Below are 21606 nucleotides of genomic sequence, written 5' to 3'. Positions count from 1 at the left end.
TCAAGGCTAAAGCGCGCGGGATGCGGGTTAAGGTTAAGAAGGCTCAGACACCGAAGCTGTCGAAGGGCACGATCCGCCCTTCCGCCAGGGTCACCACGCGGTCCATGCGCTTTGCCAGTTCGTGGTTATGGGTAGCGATCAGCGCGGCCACGCCGGACTGTCGCACAAGCGCGGTGAGCGCGTCGAAGACGTAATGCGATGTCACCGGATCAAGGTTGCCTGTGGGTTCGTCGGCCAACAGGACGTACGGGTTGTTGGCGACCGCCCGGGCGATGGCGACGCGCTGTTGCTCGCCGCCGGACAACTCCGCCGGGCGATGCTCGGCACGCTTGCCGATGCGCAGATAGCCGAGAAGCTGTTCGGCCCGCTCGGCGGCCTTGCGGCGTGGCAGGCCGGCGATCATCTGCGGCAACATGACGTTTTCGAGTGCCGAGAACTCGGGCAGCAGGTGATGGAACTGGTAGACGAAGCCTATGGCGTTGCGCCTTGCGCTCGTGCGCTCGGCATCGGACAGCGCACCGCAGGCCTGTCCGCCGATATACACCTCTCCGCTGTCCGGCCGCTCCAGCAGGCCTGCGATATGCAGGAGCGTCGACTTGCCCGCGCCCGACGGCGCCACCAGGGCGACCATCTCGCCCGGCATCATGGCGAAGTCCGCCTTGTCCAGGATGATGAGTTCGTTTTCGCCCTGCGTGTAGCGGCGCTCGACCGCGTTGAGCCTCAGCATCGTATCGGTCATTCGTAACGCAGCGCCTCTACGGGGTCGAGCCTGGATGCCTGCCAGGACGGCAGCAAGGTGGCCAGGAAAGACATGCCGACGGCCATCGCGACCACCGTGACGACCTCTCCCACCTGGACCTCCGCCGGCAGGCGGCTGAGGAAGTAGAATTCCGGATTGAAGATCGTCGTGCCCGAAATCCACGAGAAGAACTGGCGCAGATTCTCGATGTTGAGGCAGAACACCACGCCCAGGATCAGCCCCGCCAGCGTACCGGCGACGCCGATGGATGCGCCGGTGATCAGGAAGATCCGCATGATCGCGCCCTTGGTGGCGCCCATGGTCCGCAGGATGGCAATAGCGCTGCCCTTGTCCTTCACCAGCATGAACAGGCCGGAGATGATGTTCAGCGCGGCAACCAGCACGATCAGCGTCAGGATGATGAACATTACGTTCCGCTCGACCTGCAGGGCCGAGAAGAAGCTGGCGTTCTGCTGCTGCCAGGTCACGGTGTAGCCGGGCCGCGCGGCCGCCTGCTCTATCGGCCCCTGCAGGGAAACGACCGCGTCGGGGTTGGCGACGAAAATCTCGATCTGCTGTGCCTGGTCTTCACTGTTGAAGAAGAGCTGCGCCTCCGACAACGGCATGTAGACATAGGCGGCGTCGTATTCCGACAAGCCGATCTCGAAGATCGCCGAAACCGGGTAGGCCTTGACGCGCGGCGTATTGCCGAAGGGGGTGACGTCGCCTTCCGGCGACACGAGGGTGATCATGTCGCCGAGGGAGAGGCCAAGCGATGCGGCCAGGCGGCTGCCGACGGCAACGCCCCCGCTGTCGTCGAACCCATCCAGCGTGCCGCCGCGTATGTTGTCGGCGATGGGCGCAAGCTTCTTCAGATCGGCTTCGCGCACGCCCTTCACCAGCGCGCCGGTGCCGGCCGAGTTGGCCCCACTGGCCAGCACCTGGCCCTGCACCAGCGGCATGGTGAACTGGACTCCGGAGACGCCGTCGATACGCTGCGCCACCGTATCGAAATCGCGCAGCGGCGTATCGATGGGCATCAGGATCACGTGCCCGTTGACGCCGAGGATGCGCGTCAGAAGCTCGGTCCGGAAGCCGTTCATCACCGACATCACGATGATAAGGGCGGCAACGCCCAGCATGATGCCGACGAAGGAGAAGCCGGCGATCACCGAGACGCCGGCGTCCCGACGGCGCGCCCGCAGGTATCGCCCCGCGATCATCCACTCGAAGCGCGAGAAGGGGCGTGTGCCGCCGGCCGCGCCCGGCAGGTCGCCGGCAGGCACGGTCATGCGGACAGCCGCGCGACGAGGTTGGCCAGCGGCACCGTTTCCCGCTCGCCGGTGGCGCGATGCTTGATCTCCACCTCGCCGGCCTTGGCGCCGCGCGGCCCGACGATGACCTGCAGCGGCAGGCCGATCAGGTCCATCGTGGCGAACTTGGCTCCGGCCCGCGTGTCCTGGTCGTCGTAGAGGACGTCGAACCCGGCGCGGCCGAGTTCGCGGTAAAGGCCCTCGCAGGCCGTATCGCAGTCCGTGTCGCCCGGCTTCATGTTGATAAGGCCGACATCGAAGGGCGCAACGCCCTTCGGCCAGACGATGCCCGCTTCGTCGTGCGAGGCTTCGATGATGGCGGCCACCAGCCGGCTCGGCCCGATGCCGTAGGACCCCATGTGGACCGGCGCATCCTTGCCGTCCGGCCCGGTGACGAAGGCTTTCATGGGCTCGGAGTATTTCGTGCCGAAATGGAAGATGTGGCCCACCTCTATGCCGCGCGCCGCAACCCGCTCACCTTCCGGAAACGCATTCCAGGCGGCTTCGTCGTGCATCTCCTCGGTCGCGGCATAGGGCGTGGTCCATTCGCGGACGATCTCGGCCAGTTCCGCCTTGTCGGAAAAGTCGACGTCGTGGGCCGGCACCTTCATGTCGAGATAGTCGCGCTGGCAGAACACCTCGCTCTCGCCGGTGGACGCCAGGATGATGAACTCGTGGCTGAGCTCGCCACCGATGGGGCCGGTATCGGCCCGCATGGGAATGGCCTTCAGGCCGCACCGCTCGAAGGTGCGCAGATAGGCAACGAACATGCGGTCATAGGCGACCTTCGCCGATTCGTAGTCCACGTCGAAGGAGTAGGCATCCTTCATCAGGAACTCACGCGAGCGCATGACGCCGAAGCGGGGCCGCACCTCGTCACGGAACTTCCATTGCACGTGGTACAGGTTAAGCGGCAAATCCTTGTAGGAGCGCACGTAGGAGCGGAAGATATCGGTGACCATCTCCTCGTTGGTCGGGCCGAACAGAAGATCGCGCTCGTGCCGGTCGGTGATGCGGAGCATCTCCTTGCCGTAGTCGTCGTAGCGGCCGCTTTCGCGCCACAGATCCGCCGACTGGATCGTCGGCATCAGGATCTCGATCGCGCCGGAGCGGTTCTGCTCCTCGCGGATGATGTCGCAAACCTTGTCCAGAACCTTCTTGCCGAGCGGCAGCCACGAATAGAGCCCCGCTGCCTGCTGGCGGATCATGCCGGCCCGAAGCATCAGCCGATGGGAAACGATCTCGGCTTCCTTCGGCGTCTCTTTGAGGATGGGAAGAAAATAGCTGGAGAGACGCATGATGCCCCGAAAGATATGTGAACAGGCGGAAAATGAACCGACTTCTTATCCTCAGTTCGAAGGCTTGCAAAGCGCGATCAGGATGACGCTGCACCCGAATCCCGCTTTGCACACCTCGCTGCCAAGGACGCAGGCGATCTGTTCAAAAAAGTGACACGAAACGCAAAATTTCTGATGACAGACATTAAACTCTTGTAATATGGTTTCACTAATACCAAGGCACCGGAGACGGTGTCGCATTCGCGGTCTAGTCTTGGGAGGACGTGATCTCCGGCGCGCTAATGCCGCTGCCCCGGTTTCAAGACCCGGAGTGAGATCCAGACCTGCAACTAAAATGCGAGGCGAAAGCCTCGCATTTTTTTTGCCCTGGATTTCGGCCTATCATGTGCCGGGAATGATGTGCGGCAGGCTGTTGAAGGTGAAACCATAGACCTCGGTGACAAGGTAGAACGCACCGAAGATGGCAGCCGAGACGATGCTCGTGACGATCGCCTTGAAGCCCAGCCGGGGGTCGGCCGGGGCGCTATGCGTCGTACCCAGCACGATGTCCTCGTTCTCTTCCTGGGACCTGACCCCGATGGGCAGGATGGCGAAAAGCACCGTCCACCAGATCACGAAATAGATGGCGACCGCCGTCAGGATACCCATCAGCGAACCTCTTCCAGCTCGATGAGTGTGCCTAGAAAATCAGCAGGGTGCAAAAATACGACAGGGTTGCCATGGGCGCCGATCCGTGGCTTGCCGTCGCCGAGGACCCGGGCTCCCCTGGCCACCAATTCCCTGGCTGCCGCGTCGATATCGCCGACCTCGTAGCAGATGTGGTGGATACCGCCACGACCGTTCTTCTGGAGGAAGCCGGCAATGGGCGACGTATCGTCCAGCGGCTCCATCAACTCGATGCGGGTATTGGGTAGATCGACGAAAACCAGCCGCACGCCGTGCTCCGGCAACACCTGCTCTGCGGAGAGGGCGCCGCCCAGCGTGTCGCGATACAGCGCAACGGCGGCGGCCAGGTCGGGCACGGCGATGGCAACGTGGTTCAGGCGTCCGATCACCTTATCCCCCGATCACGAAAACCGTCACGAGCGGCTTCTTGCCCCAGGCGTCGTTGGCTTCGCCCCGGACCGCGCGGCGCACGGCTTCGCGCACCAGTTCGAAATCCTTGCGGCGCGCCTTGGGAATGCTTTCGACAGCGCCTGCCGCGGCATCCACGAGCGCCTCTTCCATGTCCTCGCCCTCGAAATCCTCTTTCGGCAGGCCGATCATCGACAATTCGGGGTCGCCACGCAATTCGAGCCGCCCGTTGAACTGGACGACGACCGAGACGTGCCCGGCATAGGACAGCTTGCGGCGCTCGCCGATCCCCATTTCGTCCTGGGTGCCGACCAGGAAGCCGTCCTTGTAGATGCGCCCGACGGGCACCTCGTCGATCACTTCGGCAAAGCCGGGCGCCAGCCGGACCATCTGCCCGTTGCGAAGCGAAACGACATTGCGCACGCCAAGGTCGCGGGCCAACTGTGCATGCGCCTCCAGGTGCTGCGCCTCGCCATGCGCGGGCACCGCGACCGTGGGTCGGATCCACTCGTACATCTGACGCAGTTCGGTGCGGCGTGGATGGCCCGAAACGTGAACCAGCTTGTCGTGGTCTTCCACCACCTGCACGCCAAGCTCGACCAGATTGTTCTTGATCTCGTTGATGGCCTTCTCGTTGCCGGGAATGGCGCGGGACGAGAAGATGACCATATCGCCCTTGGAAAGCGCAACGGCCGGATGCTCGTCGCGCGCAAGGCGGGCCAGCGCGGCCCGCGCCTCGCCCTGGCTGCCCGTCAGCACGATGACGGCCTTCTCGCGCGGGATGTAGCCGAAATCCTGCTCCGACAGGAACGGCGGCAACTTGTCCATGTAGCCGAGCTCGCTGGCGACATCGGCCATCCGCTTCATGGACCGGCCCATCAGCAGCACCTGCCGCCCCGCCTCGGCCGAAGCCTCCGCAATGGAGCGGATACGCCCGATATTGGACGAGAAGGTCGTCAGGGCGACACGCCCCTCGGCCGCCTTGATGATCTGCGCAAGGCTGCGGTTGACGTCCTGCTCGCTCGGCGAAACGCCTTCGCGCATGGCATTGGTGGAATCGCAGATGAGAGCGAGCACACCCTCGTCGCCGATGGCGCGCAGCCGCGCCTCGTCCGTCGGCTTGCCGAGGGCCGGCGTCAGGTCGATCTTCCAGTCGCCGGTATGGACGACGGTGCCGAGCGGCGTGCGGATCGCCAGTGCCACCGGCTCGGGGATGGAGTGCGTGACGTTGACGGCCTCGATCTCGAAGGGACCGACCTTGAACCTGTCGCCGGCGGAAAAGACGTTGACCGGAACCTTGGCGGCCCCTGCCTCGCCCTCGCGCTTGGCCTCAAGCAACGCCGCGGTGAAGGGCGTTGCGTAGACGGGCGCCTTCAGGCGCGGCCAAAGGTCCAGCAGGCCGCCGAAATGATCCTCGTGCGCATGTGTGATGATGATGGCCTTGAGGTTGTGGCGCTGGCTTTCCAGAAACCGGATATCGGGGAAGATGAGGTCGACCCCCGGCTGGTCCGGCCCGGCAAAGGCGACGCCGCAATCCACGGCGATCCACTCCCTGTTGTTTTCCGGTCCATAGCCGTAGAGGGCGAGATTCATGCCGATCTCACCGATGCCGCCCAGCGGCACGAATACAAGTTGACTCACGTGTCGTTCACTTCCGTCATGGCGCAGCCGTCGTGGCGCGCGTTGCCATACTGCCCATTGGACGGCGGGCCACCGAAACTCTCAGAAGCTGCCCGCAGGCGGCCATCAGGGGCGCGCGCCAGCTTCGTCAGCGCGCCTTATCGCAGATTAAGCCCGCCGTGTCCTCCCCCAGCAGGAACACATCGCCGGCCGAGTGCGTCTCGAGCACACCACCGTCGCGCTTCAGCACCAGCCGCCCTTCGCCGTCCAGCGCATGGAAAATGCCGTCGATGGAGCGGTCGGGAAGGTTGATGCGGATCGCCTGCCCCAGCCCGCGCGCGCGCTCCAGCCACCCGGCCCTGATGTCGGCGAAGCCGTGCCCGCCCTTCCACAACGCAAGCACCGCCTCGACCTCGCTGGCAATGGCGCGGAACACATCCTCGAGATTGCCCTTGAAGCCGTGCTCTGCAAGGGTCGTCACGCCATAAGGCTGGCCATCGGGCGCCGCGGCGACGTTGATGCCGGCCCCAACGACGACGGCCTGCCGTCCATCGGCCAGCCGCTCGCTTTCGATGAGGATGCCCACGCACTTGGCGCCATCCAGCAGGATGTCGTTCGGCCACTTGATGCGCACCGCGTCGGGCTCGATGCCCCGCAGGGTCGCAAGCGCCCTCGCAAGTCCAAGCGCGATGACCAGCGGAAGCTGTCCAAGGCAGGCAAGCGGGGCCGCATCTACCAGCAGAAGGCTGGCATAGAGGTTGCCGCGCTCCGAAACCCAGCTTCTTCCCCTACGGCCGCGGCCCTGCGTCTGGCGCAGGGCCGTAACCCAGAGCTGCCCCGGGTCGCCCGCGCGCGCCGCTTCCATCGCGATGGAGTTGGTGGAATCCACCTCTTCCAGCGCCAGGCGGCGCGCCCGGCGCAATGCAGAGGCGGCCGCTGTCAAAAGAAGGCCCGGGCCGCGGCCTGGGCCGCCGCGAACAGCGGTGCGGCCAGAAAGATGTAGGCCGGGAAGATGAACAGTGTCGCAAGCCCCGTGACCACGCGCAGCTCTGTCGGCATCCGCGTGAAGGCTTCCGCCGGCTCATCCACCCACATCACCTTGACGACGCGCAGATAGTAGAACAGGCCCACGGTGGAGGCGACGACGCCGATGATCGCCAGCGGGATCAGGCCGGCGCCGACCGCCGCCATGAACACGTAGTACTTGCCCCAGAAGCCCAGGAGCGGAGGCAATCCGGCAAGCGACAGCATCAGCACCGTCATGGCCAGCGCCATCATCGGATGCGTCCGCGACAGGCCGGCAAGATCGTCGACATTCTCCACCATGCCGTCCTTGCGGCGCATCGAGAGGATGACGCCGAACGTGCCGAGCGTCATCGCCATATAGGTGGCCATGTAGATCATCACGCCGGTCACGCCCGCCTCGTCGGCCGCGGCAAGCCCAACCAGCGCGTAGCCCATATGGCCGATCGAGGAATAGGCCATCAGGCGCTTGATGTTGCGCTGGCCGATGGCGGCGAAGGCGCCAAGCACCATGGAGGCGATGGACACGAAGACCAGGATCTGCTGCCAGTCGGCGGCGAGCGGCAGGAAGCTCTGCACGGTGAAGCGCGTCAGCAGCGCCATGGCCGCCACCTTGGGCGCCGCCGCGAAGAAGGCCGTCACCGGTGTCGGCGCGCCCTCATAGACGTCCGGCGTCCACATGTGGAAGGGCACTGCCGAGATCTTGAAGGCAAGACCCGCTATGACGAAGACGAGGCCGACCAGCAGCCCGAAGGACCGGCCTTCGGCCGTCAGGGCGGCGGCAATCTCCACGAAGCCGATCTGCCCGGTAAAGCCGTAGACCAGCGACGCGCCGTACAGCAGCATGCCGGACGACAGGGCGCCCAGCACGAAGTATTTGAGCCCGGCCTCGGACGAGCGGACATTGTCGCGGTTGATCGCGGCAATGACGTAAAGCGCCAGCGACTGCAGTTCCAGGCCGAGATAGAGGGCGATGAGATCGCCCGCCGACACCATGACCATCATGCCGACGGTGGCCAGCATGATGAGCACCGGAAACTCGAAACGGTCGAAGCGCTCGTTCTTGGCGAAGCTCATGGTCATCAGGACCGCGGCGGCGGACCCAAGCAGCACCAGCACCTTCATGAAGCGGGCGAAGGGATCGAGGATCAGCGAGCCGCCAAAGGCAACGCCTTCGGGCGTGGCGGCCAGGAGCCAGACCGCCGCACCGAGGATGACGGCGACTGCGAGAGACATGACAAGCCGCCCGCTGCGCTCGCCGACGAAGGTGCCGACCATCAGCAGAACCATGGCACCGACCGACAGGATCAGCTCCGGCCCGACGATGGGGAGACTTTGGGCGATGAATTCGTGCATCGACATGAGATGTTCGCCTGTCCGTCTTTACTGCACCGAGGCGACCGCCGAAACGGCCTCGATTGCGGAATGATAACCGTTCAGCAGCTGCTCCACGGAAGCGGCCGTGACGTTGAAGACCGGCATCGGATAGACGCCGAAGAAGATGACCAGGGCAACCAGCGGATACAACATCACCTTTTCGCGCCGCGAGAGGTCGAGGATGTTCTGCAGGTTTTCCTTGTCGAGCGTGCCGAAAACCACCCGGCGGTACACCCACAGGGCGTAGGCCGCCGACAGGATCACGCCTGTCGCCGCAAAGATCGCGACCCAGGTATTGGCCTGGTAGACGCCGATCAGCGTCAGGAACTCGCCGACGAAGCCGCTGGTGCCCGGCAGGCCGACATTGGCCATCGTCAGGATCAGGAACACCGTCGCATAGGCCGGCATGCGGTTGACGAGACCGCCATAGGCCGCGATCTCGCGTGTGTGCATGCGGTCGTAGATGACGCCGACGCACAGGAACAGCGCGCCCGAGATCAGGCCGTGCGACAGCATCTGGAAGATCGCGCCCTCGACGCCCTGGGCGTTGCCGGCAAAGATGCCCATGGTCACGAAGCCCATGTGCGCCACCGAAGAATAGGCGATCAGCTTCTTGATGTCGTCCTGCATCAGCGCCACGAGGGACGTATAGATGATGGCGATCACCGACAGCGTGTAGACGAGCGGCGCGAAATCGGCCGAGGCCAGCGGGAACATCGGCAGCGAGAAGCGGATGAAGCCGTAGCCGCCGAGTTTCAGGAGAATGCCGGCCAGGATCACGGAGCCGGCCGTGGGCGCCTCGACGTGCGCGTCGGGCAGCCACGTATGCACCGGCCACATGGGCATCTTGACCGCGAAGGAGGCGAAGAAGGCCAGCCAGAGCCATGTCTGCATGCCGGCCGGGAAGTCATGCGCCAGCAGATCCGGGATCGCCGTGCTGCCCGCCGTCCAGTACATGGCCATCAGCGCCACCAACATCAGCACCGAGCCGAGGAAGGTGTAGAGGAAGAACTTGTAGCTGGCATAGACGCGCCGCTTACCGCCCCATACACCGATGATCAGGAACATCGGGATGAGGCTGCCTTCGAAGAAGACATAGAACAGCACGATATCCAGTGCGCAGAAGACGCCGATGACCAGCGTTTCCAGCACCAGGAAGGCGATCATGTAATCCTTGACGCGCGAGGTTACGCTTTCCCAGCTCGCCAGGATGCAGATCGGCATCAGGAACGTGGTCAGGATGACGAACAGCATCGAGATGCCGTCGACGCCCATATAATAGGAAATTCCCCCGACGCCGAGCCAGTCCGCACGCTCGACGAACTGGAACCCGGCCTGCGTATCGTCGAAGCCGATCCAGATGCCGAGAGACAGGACGAAGGTGAACAGCGTCGTCAGAAGCGCGACGTTGCGGATGTTGCGCCGCGCCAGCTCGCTGTCGTCGCGGATGAAGAAGATCAGCGCGGCGCCGACGAGCGGCAGGAAGGTGACGGTCGAGAGGATCGGCCAACCGGACATCAGTTCATTCCCCCGAACATCATGAAGGTGACGAGCGCCGCGACGCCGATCAGCATGATGAACGCATAGTGGTAAAGGTAGCCGGTCTGCAGCCGGACAACGCGGTTGGTTACATCGACGACGCGCGCCGAAATGCCGTTGGGGCCATAGCCGTCGATGATCTTGCCGTCGCCCGTCTTCCAGAAGAAGCGGCCGATGGCCTTGGCCGACCGTACGAAGAGGAAGTCATAGAGCTCGTCGAAGTACCACTTGTTCAGAAGGAACTTGTAGAGCCCCGGATTGCGCGCCGCGATCTGCGCCGGACGCTGCGGCTGGCGGATGTAGAACAGCCAGGCCAGCACGAAGCCGATGACCATCGCGATGGTGGGCGACCAGATCACAAGTCCGGGCACCTCGTGCATCTCGTGCAGGATGTGGTTCTGCGGACCGGTGAAGATGGCGCCATGCCAGAAGGCATCGTAGCTGCCGCCCAGGAAGAAGGGATAGAACACGATGCCCGCGAGGAGCGCCCCGGCCGCCAGCACGAACAGCGGAACCGTCATGATGGGGGGTGACTCGTGCACGTGGTGCATCACCTCGTGGCTGGCGCGCGGCTTGCCGTGGAAGGTCATGAAGATGAGCCGCCAGGAATAGAAGCTCGTCATCAGGGCCGCCACCACCAGCATGATGTAGCCGTACATGGCGAAGCTGTTATGCCCCGCAAAGGCGCTTTCGATGATGGCGTCCTTGGAATAGTAGCCCGCCGTGAAGGGAAAGCCCGTCAGCGCCAGCGTACCGATGACCATCATCCAGTAGGTCAGCGGGATGTGCTTGCGCAGGCCGCCCATGTGGCGCATGTCCTGCTCGTCGGAGACGGCGTGGATGACCGAGCCGGCCCCCAGGAACAGCAGTGCCTTGAAGAAGGCGTGCGTGAACAGGTGGAACACCGCCGCGCCATAGGCGCCGACACCCAGCGCGACGAACATGTAGCCGAGCTGCGAGCAGGTGGAGTAGGCGATGACGCGCTTGATATCGTTCTGCACCATGCCGACCGTCGCCGCGAAGAAGGCCGTGGTCGCGCCGATGAAGGTGACGAAGGTCAGCGCGCTCGGCGCCAGTTCGAACACCGGCGACATGCGCGCCAGCATGAAGACGCCTGCCGTCACCATGGTGGCGGCGTGGATCAGCGCGGAAACCGGGGTCGGGCCTTCCATGGCGTCGGGCAGCCAGGTGTGCAGGCCGAGCTGCGCCGACTTGCCCATGGCTCCCATGAACAGAAGCAGGCAGATGACCGTCATGGCCCCGCCATAGGTGAAGCCCCAGCTTCCGAAATGGAACATGATGTCGGAGGCGCCCGGCGTCGCAGTGGCGGCGGCTTCCGCCCCATGCCCGGCGGCCTGCCCGGCCATTCCGATGGCGTTGGTGAAGATCGTGTCGAGCTGCACCGAGCCGAAGACGACGAACAGGCCGAAGATGCCGAGCAGGAAGCCGAAGTCACCGACGCGGTTGACCACGAAGGCCTTCATGGCCGCCTTGTTGGCCGAGGGCTTCTTGTACCAGAAGCCGATCAGCAGGTACGAGGCGAGACCGACGCCCTCCCAGCCGAAGAACATCTGCACCAGGTTATTGGCCGTCACCAGCATCAGCATGGCGAAGGTGAACAGCGACAAATAGGCGAAGAAGCGCGGGCGGTGCGGATCGTGGTGCATGTACCCGATGGAATAGACATGCACGAGCGCCGAAACGGTGTTGATCACCACAAGCATGATGAGCGTCAGCCGATCGATGCGCAGCGACCAGTCGAAGCTCAGCGAGCCCGACTGCACCCATTGCAGCATCGAGATGCGGATGGGCTCGCCGTCGCCCATGCCGAAGGTGATGAAACCCACCCACGACAGCACGGCGGCCAGGATGAGCAGCCCGCTGGTGACGTATTCGGATGCCTTGGCCCCGATCGCGCGGCCGAAGAGGCCGGCGATGAGAAAGCCCAGAAGCGGCAGTAGGACGATTGCCTGATACATGTGCGGTGCCCGCCTCAGCCTTTCATCGTGCTGACGTCGTCCACGGCGATGGAGCCGCGGTTACGGAAGAAGGTGACGAGGATCGCAAGGCCGATCGCGGCCTCCGCGGCCGCGACCGTCAGGATGAACAGCGCGAACACCTGGCCGGCCAGATCGTTGAGAAACGCCGAAAACGCCACGAGATTGATGTTGACCGAAAGCAGGATCAACTCGATCGACATCAGGATCGTGATGATGTTCTTCCGGTTCATGAAAATGCCGAACACCCCGATAACGAAGAGGATGGCGCCGACAGTGAGATAATGTCCGAGACCGACTTCCATTGTACTGTCCTCAGATTCCCTTGCCGCTCTCGACCTTGCGGATTTCGATGGATGTCTCCGGAGTACGGCGCACCTGCTCGGGGATCGACTGCCGCTTGATGCCTTCCTTGTGACGCAGCGTCAGCACGATCGCACCGATCATGGCGACGAACAGCACCAGGCCGGCCATCTGGAAGAAGAAGATGTAGCGGGTGTAAAGAACCTGCCCGAGCGCCTCGATGTTGGACACCTGATCGATCGGCGGGATCGGCATCACCGTGTTGCCGGCAAGCTCGGGGTTGAAGTAGCTGCCCGTGACCGCGATCACCAGCTGGGCCAGGATGATGAGGCCGACCAGCGCGCCGATGGGCGCGTATTTCAACGCTCCACGCTTCACCTGCCCGATGTCGAGATCGAGCATCATGACGACGAACAGGAACAGGATCGCCACTGCGCCGACATAGACGACGATGAGGATCAGCGCCAGGAACTCCGCCCCGGTCAGCAGGAACAGCCCTGCCGCGCTCACGAAGGTGAGGATCAGGAAGAGCACCGAGTGAACCGGGTTGCGGGAAAACACAACCATGAGCGCGGCGCCGACGGTGATCAGCGCGAATATGTAGAAGAAGAGTGCCTGAAGGCCCAGCATCCTCGGGCTCCTTTGGTCGTCCGGCGGAACCACGCCGAAGCGGCGCGGCATCGAGTTTCAAATCTTGGGCGCGAAAGGGGCGGCGGGCCGCCCTCTCCGCTCAGCGGTATGGCGCGTCGATGGCGATGTTGCGGGCGATCTCCCGCTCCCAGCGGTCGCCGTTCGCCAGCAGCTTTTCCTTGTCGTAGTAGAGTTCTTCCCGCGTTTCGGTCGAGAACTCGAAATTCGGCCCTTCCACGATGGCATCGACGGGGCACGCCTCCTGGCAGAAGCCGCAATAGATGCACTTCACCATGTCGATGTCGTAGCGCACCGTGCGGCGGGTGCCGTCGTTGCGGCGGGGGCCGGCCTCGATGGTGATGGCCTGTGCCGGGCAGATGGCCTCGCACAGCTTGCAGGCGATGCACCGCTCTTCCCCGTTGGGATAGCGGCGCAAAGCGTGTTCGCCCCTGAAGCGCGCGCTGACCGGGCCCTTCTCGTAGGGGTAGTTCAGCGTCGCCTTGGGCGCGAAGAAGTACCGCATCGACAGGCCGAAAGCCTTCACGAACTCGATCAGGAAAAGCGACTTGATGTTGTGTGCGAGTGCGCTCATGACGCGGCCCACCCCGTGACCTGTAGAACGAAGGCGACGACGACGACCGACGCCAGCGAGATCGGCAGGAACACCTTCCAGCCGAGCCGCATCAACTGGTCGTAGCGGTAACGCGGCACGAAGGCCTTCACCATCGCGAAGAGGAAGAAGCAGAAGGCGACCTTGAGCAGGAACCAGATGACGCCCGGCACCCAGGTGAAGGGCGCGAAGTCGAATGGAGGCAGCCAGCCGCCGAGGAAGAGGATGGTCATCAGCGAGCACATCAGGGTGATGGCCGCGTATTCGCCCAGCATGAACATCATGTACGGAGTGGAGCCGTACTCGACCATGAAGCCGGCAACCAGCTCGGATTCCGCTTCCGGAAGGTCGAAGGGCGGGCGGTTCGTCTCGGCCAGCGCCGAGATGAAGAAGATGACGAACATCGGGAACAGCGCCAGCCAATGCCAGTCGAGGAAGCTGCCGGGCAGGCCCAGCATGGTCCCGAGGCCGGTGTTCTGCGCCAGGACGATGTCGGTCAGGTTCAGCGAGCCGACGCACAGGAGCACCGTCACGATGACGAAGCCGATGGAGACTTCGTAGGACACCATCTGCGCGGCCGAGCGCAGGGCACCCAGGAACGCGTATTTCGAGTTGGACGCCCAGCCGCCCATGATCACGCCATAGACCTCGAGCGAAGCGATGGCGAAGATGTAGAGGATGCCGATATTGATGTCGGCGATCACCCATCCTTCCGCTACGGGCACGACGGCAAACGTTGCCAGGGCCAGCGTCACCGCGACGAGCGGCGCAAGCAGGAAGACGATCTTGTCGGATGCCGCCGGAACCGTCGGCTCCTTGAGCACGAACTTCAACAGATCCGCGAAGGACTGGAAGAGGCCCCAGGGCCCGACGACGTTCGGCCCGCGCCGCATCTGGACGGCAGCCCAGATCTTGCGGTCGGCCAGGAGGATGTAGGCGATCAGGACAAGCAGAACCACCAGGAAGAGGAGGCTCTGTGCCAGGATCACGATGGCCGGCCAGACATAGGTTCCGAAGAATTCCATAACTTAACTCGTCCTACTCGGCCGCTTCGACATGCGCTTCCTGGGCGAGGCGGGAGCATTCCGCCATGGTCCTGGAAGCGCGTGCGATCGGATTGGTCAGGTAGAAATCGGAAACGGCGGCCGTGAAGGCGCCCCCTCCGAGATTGGCCGGTGCGGAGTCGGCAAGCTTCGCCAGGACGGACTGGTCGGCGACGATCTTCTCTTCCCGGGAAAGATGCGGATGGGCGGCATGCAGGTCGGCCCGCAGCGCATTCAGGGAGTCGTATGGCAGGGTCCGGCCGATCACGGCGGACAGGGCGCGGAAGATGGCCCAGTCCTCGCGCGCATCGCCGGGCGGGAAAGCCGCCCTCTGCCCCACCTGGACGCGCCCTTCGAGATTGACGTAGGTGCCCGATTTTTCGGTATAGGCGGCCGCCGGCAAAATGACGTCGGCGCGGTGTGCGCCACGGTCGCCATGCGTACCGACATAGACGACGAAGGGGCCGGCCGCGACGTCGATTTCGTCCGCGCCGAGATTGAAGAGGATGTCGACGCCGCCGGCTGCCATCTCGGCGGCCTTGCGGCCGCCTTCACCCGGCACGAAGCCGATATCCAGGCCGCCGACCCGCGATGCCGCCGTGGCCAGGACGTTGAACCCGGCCCAGGCGCCACCGGTGGCGCCGATGTCGCGGGCCAGGGCCGCCGCCGCCGCCAGCACGCCCGCCCCGCTGTCGCCCGAAAGCGCGCCGGAGCCGACGATGATCATCGGCCGCTCGGCCTTGGAGAGGACGTCGTAGAAGGCGCCATTGTCGGATTTCAGGCCCGTCAGCGTCTCGACCCCCGCGCCGAGATAAGTCGCTCCGTAGCGCAGATCGGCGTTCTGGCCGATCATGCCGATCGGGAAATTGCCCTGCCTCCAGCGCTTGCGGATGCGCGCATTGAGGACGGACGCTTCGAACCGGGGATTGGTACCGATCAACAGGAGCGCGTCGGCTTCCTCGATACCGGTGATGCCGCTGTTGAAGACGTAAGAGGCGCGGCCATGGGCGGGATCCAGGGCGACCCCGTCCTGCCTGCAGTCCAGATTGGCACTGCCGAGGGCGCCCATCAGGCCCTTGAGGGCCCACATGTCTTCCACGGCTGCGAGGTCGCCCGCGATGGCGCCGATGCGCTCACCCGGAACGCCGTCGAGCCTTTCGCGGATCGCCGCAAAGGCCTCCGCCCAGCCAACCGCCTGCAGCCGTCCATCGCGGCGCACATACGGCCGGTCCAGGCGCTGGGTGCGCAGGCCATCCCAGATGAAGCGGGTCTTGTCGGAGATCCACTCCTCGTTGATGTCGTCATTGGCGCGGGGCAGGATGCGCATCACCTCGCGGCCGCGCGTATCCACCCGAATGGCGGAACCGACGGCATCCATCACGTCGACCGACTCGGTCTTGGAAAGCTCCCACGGACGGGCCTGGAAGGCATAGGGGCGCGAGGTGAGCGCGCCAACCGGGCAGAGATCGATGACGTTGCCCTGCAACTCCGATGTCATCGCATGCTCGAGATAGGTGGTGATCTCGGCATCCTCGCCGCGGCCGATCAGCCCCAGCTCGGAGATGCCGGCGACCTCGGTCGTGAAGCGGACGCACCGCGTGCAGTGGATGCAGCGCGTCATGATCGTCTTGACCAGCGGGCCGATATACTTGTCTTCGACGGCACGCTTGTTTTCGCGGTAGCGCGACGAATCGACGCCGAAGGCCATGGCCTGGTCCTGCAGGTCGCATTCGCCGCCCTGGTCGCAGATGGGGCAATCCAGCGGATGGTTGATGAGGAGGAACTCCATCACCCCTTCGCGCGCCTTCTTGACCATCGGCGTGTTGGTGAAGATCTCCGGCGTCTCGCCGTTCGGACCGGGGCGCAGATCGCGTACGCCCATGGCGCAGGAGGCGGCCGGCTTCGGCGGCCCACCCTTCACTTCCACCAGGCACATGCGACAGTTGCCGGCGACCGAAAGCCGCTCGTGGAAGCAGAAGCGCGGGATTTCCGCACCCGCCTCTTCCGCCGCCTGCAGCAGCGTATAGTGGTCGGGTACTTCGATTTCCGTTCCGTCGACTTTGATCTTTGCCATCTGCTTCTTCTCAAGTCCCGAGCCGTTGCCGGCAATCCGACGGGGCCGCGCGATCGCCGCCCCCAAACGCCATGCTACTCAGCCGCTTCAAGGATCGGGCTCGGACCCCTTTCGGCATTACGGGTGAATTCGTCGATACGCCGCTCGATTTCCGGACGGAAATTGCGGATCAGCCCCTGGATGGGCCATGCCGCCGCGTCGCCGAGGGCGCAAATCGTGTGGCCCTCCACCTGCTTGGTGATGTCGAGCAGCATGTCGATCTCGCGCTTCTGCGCGTTACCCACCACCATCCGCTCCATCAGCCGCCACATCCAGCCAGTGCCCTCGCGGCACGGCGTGCACTGGCCACAGCTTTCATGCTTGAAGAAATAGGACAGCCGCGCAATGGCCCGCACGATATCGGTGCTGCGATCCATCACGATGACCGCGGCCGTACCGAACGAGGATTTGACACCGCGCAATCCATCGAAATCCATCGGGCAGTCGATGATGTCCTCGGCCTTGACGACCGGACAGGACGCACCGCCCGGAATGACCGCCAGAAGATTGTCCCAGCCGCCGCGGACGCCGCCCGCATGCTTTTCGATGAGCTCGCGGAAGGTGATCCCCATCGCCTCTTCCACCGTGCACGGGCGCTCGACATGGCCCGACACCATGAACAGCTTGGTGCCGACATTGTTCGGACGGCCGATGCCGGCGAACCAGGCGCCCCCGCGCCGCAGGATCGTGGGGGCGACCGCGACGGATTCGACGTTGTTGACGGTCGTCGGGCAGCCGTACAGGCCCATATTGGCGGGGAAAGGCGGCTTCAGCCGCGGCTGGCCCTTCTTGCCCTCGAGACTCTCCAGGAGAGCGGTCTCCTCGCCGCAGATATAGGCGCCGGCGCCATGATGGACGACGATGTCGAAGTCCCAGCCGCACTTGTTGCCAAGGCCCAGGAGCCCGGCATCATAGCACTCGTCGATTGCAAGCTGCAGCGCCTCGCGCTCGCGGATATATTCGCCGCGCACATAGATGAAGGCCTTGTGGGCGCCCATCGCGAAACCGGCGATGACGCATCCCTCGATCAGCGTGAACGGATCGTTCCGCATGATCTCGCGATCCTTGCAGGTTCCCGGCTCCGACTCATCGGCATTGATGACCAGGTAATGCGGGCGCTCGCCCACTTCTTTGGGCATGAACGACCATTTCAACCCGGTGGGGAAGCCGGCGCCGCCTCGGCCGCGAAGGCCGGAGGCCTTCATTTCGTTGATGATCCAGTCCCGACCCTTGTCGATGATGTCCTTGGTGCCGTCGAAGTGCCCGCGCGCCATGGCGCCTTTCAGGCTCTTGTCGCGCAAGCCGTAGATATTGGTGAAGATCCGGTCCTGATCCTGCAGCATCGTTCAGCCCTCACTCACCCTTCTCGGTCAGCCGCGCGCGGGCCTGCTCGACCCAGCCGCCGCGGACGGCACGCCCGCCAAGCCCCAGCCGTTTGTCGACCCAGGCAAGCTCGCCTTCCGTCCAGCCGGCGACCTGGCCCAGACGATACACGCCGATCTCGTTCAGCGCCGCCTCGATCTTCGGCCCGACGCCATTCAACACCTTCAGGTCGTCGGCATCCACCGGCACGTCGGCCAGTAGGCCGGCCGGCGCACCCGGCCCCTCGGCCGCACCGACGGTCGCCGGGGCATCGCCGCCGTCGACGGCAGCCTTGCCCGCGTCGGCTTCCTTGCGGGCGGCACCGGTTTCGCCCTGCCGGGTGCCGCCCGTCGTGCCGCCCCCGCCATTGGTTGCCGGATCGGCGCTCGCGGCCTCTTCGGCAGCGGGGCTGGTCTTTGCCGCATCCGGCGCCGGGCCCTTGATGGTCGGGTCCGTCTCTTCTGCATGGGTGTCGACACGCGCCGCCTCGGACGGGGCAACGCTTGCCCCCTCGCCCGTCGCCGCCGAACCGGAGGCCGGGCCGGACGGCTGCGCGTCGCCGATATCGGCATCGTCGTCGAAGCTGTTCAACGTCGTCGCGCCGCCGATCGGGGCAGAAAGATGCCTGTCGATCTGCGGGCCGACCGGAACCGAAGCCCCCTCGCCGGCCGCGAAGGCGTCGATGATCTCTTCCAGCCGCTCGGGCGTCAGGTCTTCGTAGGTATCCTTGAAGATCATGACCATCGGAGCGTTGACGCAGGCGCCCAGGCACTCGACTTCTTCCCAGGACAGGGTGCCGTCGGCGTTGGCCTGGAACTGGTCGGGATGGATGCGGCGCTTGCAGACATCCATCAGTGCGTCGGCCCCGCGCAGCATGCAGGGCGTGGTGCCACAGACCTGGATATGGGCCCGCGTGCCGACGGGCGCCAGCTGGAACTGGGTATAGAAGGTCGCCACCTCGAGAACCCGGATCAACGGCATCGACAGCCTGCCGGCGACATGCTCGATCGCGGCCTTGGTGACCCAGCCTTCCTGCTCCTGCGCGCGCATCAGCAGCGGGATCACCGCCGACTGCTGCCGGCCTTCGGGATACTTGCGGATCGTCTTTTCCGCCCAGCCCTCGTTCTCGGCGGAGAAGGAGAAACTCTGGGGTTGGACGGAATCTTCCGCGAGACGCCTGACGGACATCGGACCTCTACTTCAGAACGGTTACAACGTTCCATGTTGCGGCGCGTTCTATCATAGAACGCGCAAAATACCAGCGGTCGCAACCGCATGGCCGGGTATGAAAACAGGCCGTCGCGCAGACCGCGCGGCGGTCGGCGAACCTCTCAGCGATCGACCTCGCCGAAGACGATATCGCATGAGCCGAGAATGGCCGACACGTCGGCCAGCATGTGCTTGCGGCACAGGAAATCCATCGCCTGAAGGTGCGAGAAGCCGGGGGCCTTGATCTTGCAGCGATAGGGCTTGTTGGTTCCGTCCGCCACGAGATAGACCCCGAACTCGCCCTTGGGCGCCTCGACGGCCGCGAAGACCTCGCCTTCGGGTACGTGGAAGCCCTCGGTATAGAGCTTGAAGTGATGGATGAGCGCTTCCATCGAACGCTTCATCTCGCCGCGCTTGGGTGGCACCAGCTTGCCGTCCACCGCCGATACCGGCCCGACCCGGTCGCGGCCGGCGAGGCGCTCGACGCATTGCTTCATGATGTAGGTGGACTGGCGCATCTCTTCCATGCGGATGAGATAGCGGTCGTAGCAATCACCGTTCTTGCCGATGGGTATGTCGAAATCCATCTCGTCGTAGCATTCGTAGGGCTGGCTCTTGCGCAGATCCCACGCCGCGCCCGAGCCGCGCACCATGACGCCCGAAAAACCCAACGCCCACGCATCGTCCAGATCGACCACGCCGATGTCGACATTGCGCTGCTTGAAGATGCGGTTGCCGGTCAAGAGTTCGTCGATGTCGTCGACGCGCTTGAGGAACGGGTCGCACCATGCGCCGATGTCGTCCACCAGTTCGGGCGGAATGTCCTGATGGACGCCGCCCGGCCTGAAATAGGCCGCATGGAGCCGCGCGCCGCAGGCCCTCTCATAGAAGACCATCAGCTTCTCGCGCTCCTCGAAGCCCCAGAGCGGCGGCGTCAGCGCGCCGACGTCCATGGCCTGGGTGGTCACGTTGAGAAGATGCGAGAGGATGCGCCCGATCTCGCTGTAGAGGACGCGGATCAACTGTCCGCGCGTCGGCACCGCGACGCCCGCCAGCCGCTCCACGGCGAGGCAGAAGGCATGTTCCTGGTTCATAGGCGCGACATAGTCGAGCCGGTCGAAATAGGGGATCGCCTGCAGGTATGTCTTCGCTTCGATCAGCTTTTCGGTGCCGCGATGCAGCAGGCCGATATGCGGATCGACCCGCTCGACGACTTCACCGTCGAGCTCCAGCACGAGGCGCAGCACGCCGTGCGCGGCGGGATGCTGCGGCCCGAAGTTGATATTGAAGTTTCTGACGTCGATCTCAGCCATGTTACGATCCCTGACCCGCCGCGAAGGCGGCCATCACTTCGGCCCCGGTGAGTTTGCGCGTATCGTTGCGGAAGTCGTAGAGCGCCGGCTTCTCGTCGATGAAGATCTCTTCCGCGAAGTGGAACGAGGTGATGTCGTCGAAGGCATGCATCGATACCATCGTCTCGCCCCCGTCGCGCAGGCGCCAGAACAGGCTCGTGCCGCAATCCGAGCAGAAGACGCGCTCGCCCCACTCCGAAGACGCGAATGCCTTGAGCGACGACTCGTCCGCCACCGAGACGCTGCTGCCGCATGGAACGGCCATGAACATGCCGCCCGTCCACTTCCGGCACATGCTGCAATGGCAAGCATCCATCTCGGGCTTGCGCGGCGTCGCGGAAAAGCGCACCGCGCCGCACAGGCAGCCGCCGGTCAGCTGGACAGGGCTGGAGGCAGTCTCGTCCATCTCAGTTCGCCTTCTCGTCGCCGGGAAGCACGTATTCCGGCCCCTCCCAGGGGGACAGGAAGTCGAAATTGCGGAATTCCTGGCGCAACTCCACCGGCTCGTAGACCACGCGTTTCAACTCTTCGTCGTAATGCACCTCGACGAAGCCGGTCAGCGGGAAATCCTTGCGCAGCGGATGCCCCTCGAACCCGTAGTCCGTCAACAGGCGGCGCAGGTCCGGATGGCCCGCGAACAGGATGCCGTACATGTCGAAGGCTTCGCGCTCGTACCAGTCGGCACCGGGGAACACACCGGTAGCGGAGGGGACGGATTCATCTTCCTCGACACGCAGCTTGACGCGGATACGCTGGTTATGCCGCGGGGACAGGAGGTGATAGACGACCTCGAATCGCTCCGCGCGCTGCGGGTAATCGACGCCGCAGATATCGGTGAAGTTCTTGAACAAGCAGGACGGATCGTCGCGCAGGAAGGTCAGCACGGGAACGATGTCGGCGGCGCCGACCCGCAACGTCAGCTCTCCGAAGGCGACCCTGCTTTCGATGATCCTGTCACCGATCTGCGATTCCGCCAGATATTGGGCCAGTTCTTCCATCGGTCC

Annotated in this window: 20 protein-coding genes; all 20 read right to left on the bottom strand. The window is 64.3% G+C overall.

Annotated elements, in window-relative coordinates; genetic code table 11:
• Positions 1–43 precede the first annotated feature (43 nt).
• On the bottom strand, positions 44–739 hold the full coding sequence (locus IGS74_RS10400) for an ABC transporter ATP-binding protein (RefSeq protein WP_039190144.1): 696 nt from the start codon (positions 737–739) through the stop codon (positions 44–46).
• On the bottom strand, positions 736–2031 hold the full coding sequence (locus tag IGS74_RS10395; RefSeq protein ID WP_192386071.1) for a lipoprotein-releasing ABC transporter permease subunit: 1296 nt from the start codon (positions 2029–2031) through the stop codon (positions 736–738). The genes IGS74_RS10400 and IGS74_RS10395 overlap by 4 nt, the downstream gene beginning before the upstream one ends.
• Positions 2028–3350, bottom strand: coding sequence for a proline--tRNA ligase (proS, locus tag IGS74_RS10390; RefSeq protein WP_192386070.1), 1323 nt, complete (start codon positions 3348–3350; stop codon positions 2028–2030). Before proS ends, IGS74_RS10395 begins: the two co-directional genes overlap by 4 nt.
• Before the next feature lie 381 nt (positions 3351–3731).
• The gene (locus tag IGS74_RS10385; protein ID WP_039190136.1) at positions 3732–3998 is read right to left on the bottom strand and encodes a DUF1467 family protein; all 267 of its coding nucleotides are present in this window, start codon (positions 3996–3998) and stop codon (positions 3732–3734) included.
• Positions 3998–4405, bottom strand: coding sequence for a methylmalonyl-CoA epimerase (gene mce / locus IGS74_RS10380; RefSeq protein ID WP_192386069.1), 408 nt, complete (start codon positions 4403–4405; stop codon positions 3998–4000). Before mce ends, IGS74_RS10385 begins: the two co-directional genes overlap by 1 nt.
• A 1-nt stretch (position 4406) precedes the next feature.
• Positions 4407–6017: a ribonuclease J gene (locus IGS74_RS10375; protein WP_192391727.1), complete on the bottom strand. Its 1611-nt coding sequence runs from the start codon at positions 6015–6017 to the stop codon at positions 4407–4409.
• Positions 6018–6192: 175 nt separating this feature from the next.
• The gene (locus IGS74_RS10370; protein ID WP_192386068.1) at positions 6193–6987 is read right to left on the bottom strand and encodes a biotin--[acetyl-CoA-carboxylase] ligase; all 795 of its coding nucleotides are present in this window, start codon (positions 6985–6987) and stop codon (positions 6193–6195) included.
• Complete coding sequence (gene nuoN / locus IGS74_RS10365; RefSeq protein ID WP_192386067.1) at positions 6984–8429, bottom strand: NADH-quinone oxidoreductase subunit NuoN; 1446 nt, start codon at positions 8427–8429, stop codon at positions 6984–6986. Before nuoN ends, IGS74_RS10370 begins: the two co-directional genes overlap by 4 nt.
• A 21-nt stretch (positions 8430–8450) precedes the next feature.
• The gene (locus IGS74_RS10360; RefSeq protein WP_039190127.1) at positions 8451–9962 is read right to left on the bottom strand and encodes an NADH-quinone oxidoreductase subunit M; all 1512 of its coding nucleotides are present in this window, start codon (positions 9960–9962) and stop codon (positions 8451–8453) included.
• Complete coding sequence (nuoL, locus tag IGS74_RS10355) at positions 9962–11962, bottom strand: NADH-quinone oxidoreductase subunit L (RefSeq protein ID WP_192386066.1); 2001 nt, start codon at positions 11960–11962, stop codon at positions 9962–9964. Before nuoL ends, IGS74_RS10360 begins: the two co-directional genes overlap by 1 nt.
• A gap of 14 nt (positions 11963–11976) precedes the next feature.
• Positions 11977–12285, bottom strand: a complete 309-nt coding sequence (gene nuoK / locus IGS74_RS10350) for an NADH-quinone oxidoreductase subunit NuoK (protein ID WP_039190122.1) — start codon at positions 12283–12285, stop codon at positions 11977–11979.
• A gap of 10 nt (positions 12286–12295) precedes the next feature.
• Positions 12296–12910 (bottom strand): NADH-quinone oxidoreductase subunit J, encoded by a 615-nt coding sequence (locus IGS74_RS10345; protein ID WP_039191124.1) that lies wholly within the window; start codon positions 12908–12910, stop codon positions 12296–12298.
• 103 nt (positions 12911–13013) lie between these two features.
• The gene (gene nuoI / locus IGS74_RS10340; RefSeq protein WP_039190120.1) at positions 13014–13505 is read right to left on the bottom strand and encodes an NADH-quinone oxidoreductase subunit NuoI; all 492 of its coding nucleotides are present in this window, start codon (positions 13503–13505) and stop codon (positions 13014–13016) included.
• Positions 13502–14548 carry an NADH-quinone oxidoreductase subunit NuoH gene (gene nuoH / locus IGS74_RS10335; RefSeq protein ID WP_039190118.1) on the bottom strand — a complete coding sequence of 349 codons (1047 nt, stop codon included), beginning with the start codon at positions 14546–14548 and terminating at the stop codon, positions 13502–13504. The genes nuoI and nuoH overlap by 4 nt, the downstream gene beginning before the upstream one ends.
• A gap of 13 nt (positions 14549–14561) precedes the next feature.
• Complete coding sequence (gene nuoG / locus IGS74_RS10330; protein WP_192386065.1) at positions 14562–16640, bottom strand: NADH-quinone oxidoreductase subunit NuoG; 2079 nt, start codon at positions 16638–16640, stop codon at positions 14562–14564.
• Positions 16641–16714: 74 nt separating this feature from the next.
• Complete coding sequence (gene nuoF / locus IGS74_RS10325; protein ID WP_039190117.1) at positions 16715–18022, bottom strand: NADH-quinone oxidoreductase subunit NuoF; 1308 nt, start codon at positions 18020–18022, stop codon at positions 16715–16717.
• 10 nt (positions 18023–18032) lie between these two features.
• Complete coding sequence (gene nuoE / locus IGS74_RS10320) at positions 18033–19229, bottom strand: NADH-quinone oxidoreductase subunit NuoE (RefSeq protein ID WP_192386064.1); 1197 nt, start codon at positions 19227–19229, stop codon at positions 18033–18035.
• A 143-nt stretch (positions 19230–19372) separates the two neighbouring features.
• Positions 19373–20563 (bottom strand): NADH-quinone oxidoreductase subunit D, encoded by a 1191-nt coding sequence (locus IGS74_RS10315; protein ID WP_192386063.1) that lies wholly within the window; start codon positions 20561–20563, stop codon positions 19373–19375.
• 1 nt (position 20564) lies between these two features.
• Positions 20565–21008 (bottom strand): GFA family protein, encoded by a 444-nt coding sequence (locus IGS74_RS10310; protein ID WP_192386062.1) that lies wholly within the window; start codon positions 21006–21008, stop codon positions 20565–20567.
• A gap of 1 nt (position 21009) precedes the next feature.
• Positions 21010–21600, bottom strand: coding sequence for an NADH-quinone oxidoreductase subunit C (locus IGS74_RS10305; protein WP_039190109.1), 591 nt, complete (start codon positions 21598–21600; stop codon positions 21010–21012).
• Positions 21601–21606 lie beyond the last annotated feature (6 nt).

The sequence above is a fragment of the Aureimonas sp. OT7 genome, from assembly GCF_014844055.1.
Taxonomy (GTDB): domain Bacteria; phylum Pseudomonadota; class Alphaproteobacteria; order Rhizobiales; family Rhizobiaceae; genus Aureimonas; species Aureimonas altamirensis_A.
Note: the sequence above shows the minus strand (reverse complement) of the source record. Positions and strands in the feature narration are given on the sequence as shown.

Coding starts and splice junctions, on each gene's coding strand:
- IGS74_RS10400 (WP_039190144.1), bottom strand. CDS start 739: ATGACCGATACGATGCTGAGGCTCAACGCGGTCGAGCGCCGCTACACG.
- IGS74_RS10395 (WP_192386071.1), bottom strand. CDS start 2,031: ATGACCGTGCCTGCCGGCGACCTGCCGGGCGCGGCCGGCGGCACACGC.
- proS (WP_192386070.1), bottom strand. CDS start 3,350: ATGCGTCTCTCCAGCTATTTTCTTCCCATCCTCAAAGAGACGCCGAAG.
- IGS74_RS10385 (WP_039190136.1), bottom strand. CDS start 3,998: ATGGGTATCCTGACGGCGGTCGCCATCTATTTCGTGATCTGGTGGACG.
- IGS74_RS10375 (WP_192391727.1), bottom strand. CDS start 6,017: ATGAATCTCGCCCTCTACGGCTATGGACCGGAAAACAACAGGGAGTGG.
- nuoN (WP_192386067.1), bottom strand. CDS start 8,429: ATGTCGATGCACGAATTCATCGCCCAAAGTCTCCCCATCGTCGGGCCG.
- IGS74_RS10360 (WP_039190127.1), bottom strand. CDS start 9,962: ATGTCCGGTTGGCCGATCCTCTCGACCGTCACCTTCCTGCCGCTCGTC.
- nuoL (WP_192386066.1), bottom strand. CDS start 11,962: ATGTATCAGGCAATCGTCCTACTGCCGCTTCTGGGCTTTCTCATCGCC.
- nuoK (WP_039190122.1), bottom strand. CDS start 12,285: ATGGAAGTCGGTCTCGGACATTATCTCACTGTCGGCGCCATCCTCTTC.
- nuoI (WP_039190120.1), bottom strand. CDS start 13,505: ATGAGCGCACTCGCACACAACATCAAGTCGCTTTTCCTGATCGAGTTC.
- nuoH (WP_039190118.1), bottom strand. CDS start 14,548: ATGGAATTCTTCGGAACCTATGTCTGGCCGGCCATCGTGATCCTGGCA.
- nuoG (WP_192386065.1), bottom strand. CDS start 16,640: ATGGCAAAGATCAAAGTCGACGGAACGGAAATCGAAGTACCCGACCAC.
- nuoF (WP_039190117.1), bottom strand. CDS start 18,022: ATGCTGCAGGATCAGGACCGGATCTTCACCAATATCTACGGCTTGCGC.
- nuoE (WP_192386064.1), bottom strand. CDS start 19,229: ATGTCCGTCAGGCGTCTCGCGGAAGATTCCGTCCAACCCCAGAGTTTC.
- IGS74_RS10315 (WP_192386063.1), bottom strand. CDS start 20,563: ATGGCTGAGATCGACGTCAGAAACTTCAATATCAACTTCGGGCCGCAG.
- IGS74_RS10310 (WP_192386062.1), bottom strand. CDS start 21,008: ATGGACGAGACTGCCTCCAGCCCTGTCCAGCTGACCGGCGGCTGCCTG.
- IGS74_RS10305 (WP_039190109.1), bottom strand. CDS start 21,600: ATGGAAGAACTGGCCCAATATCTGGCGGAATCGCAGATCGGTGACAGG.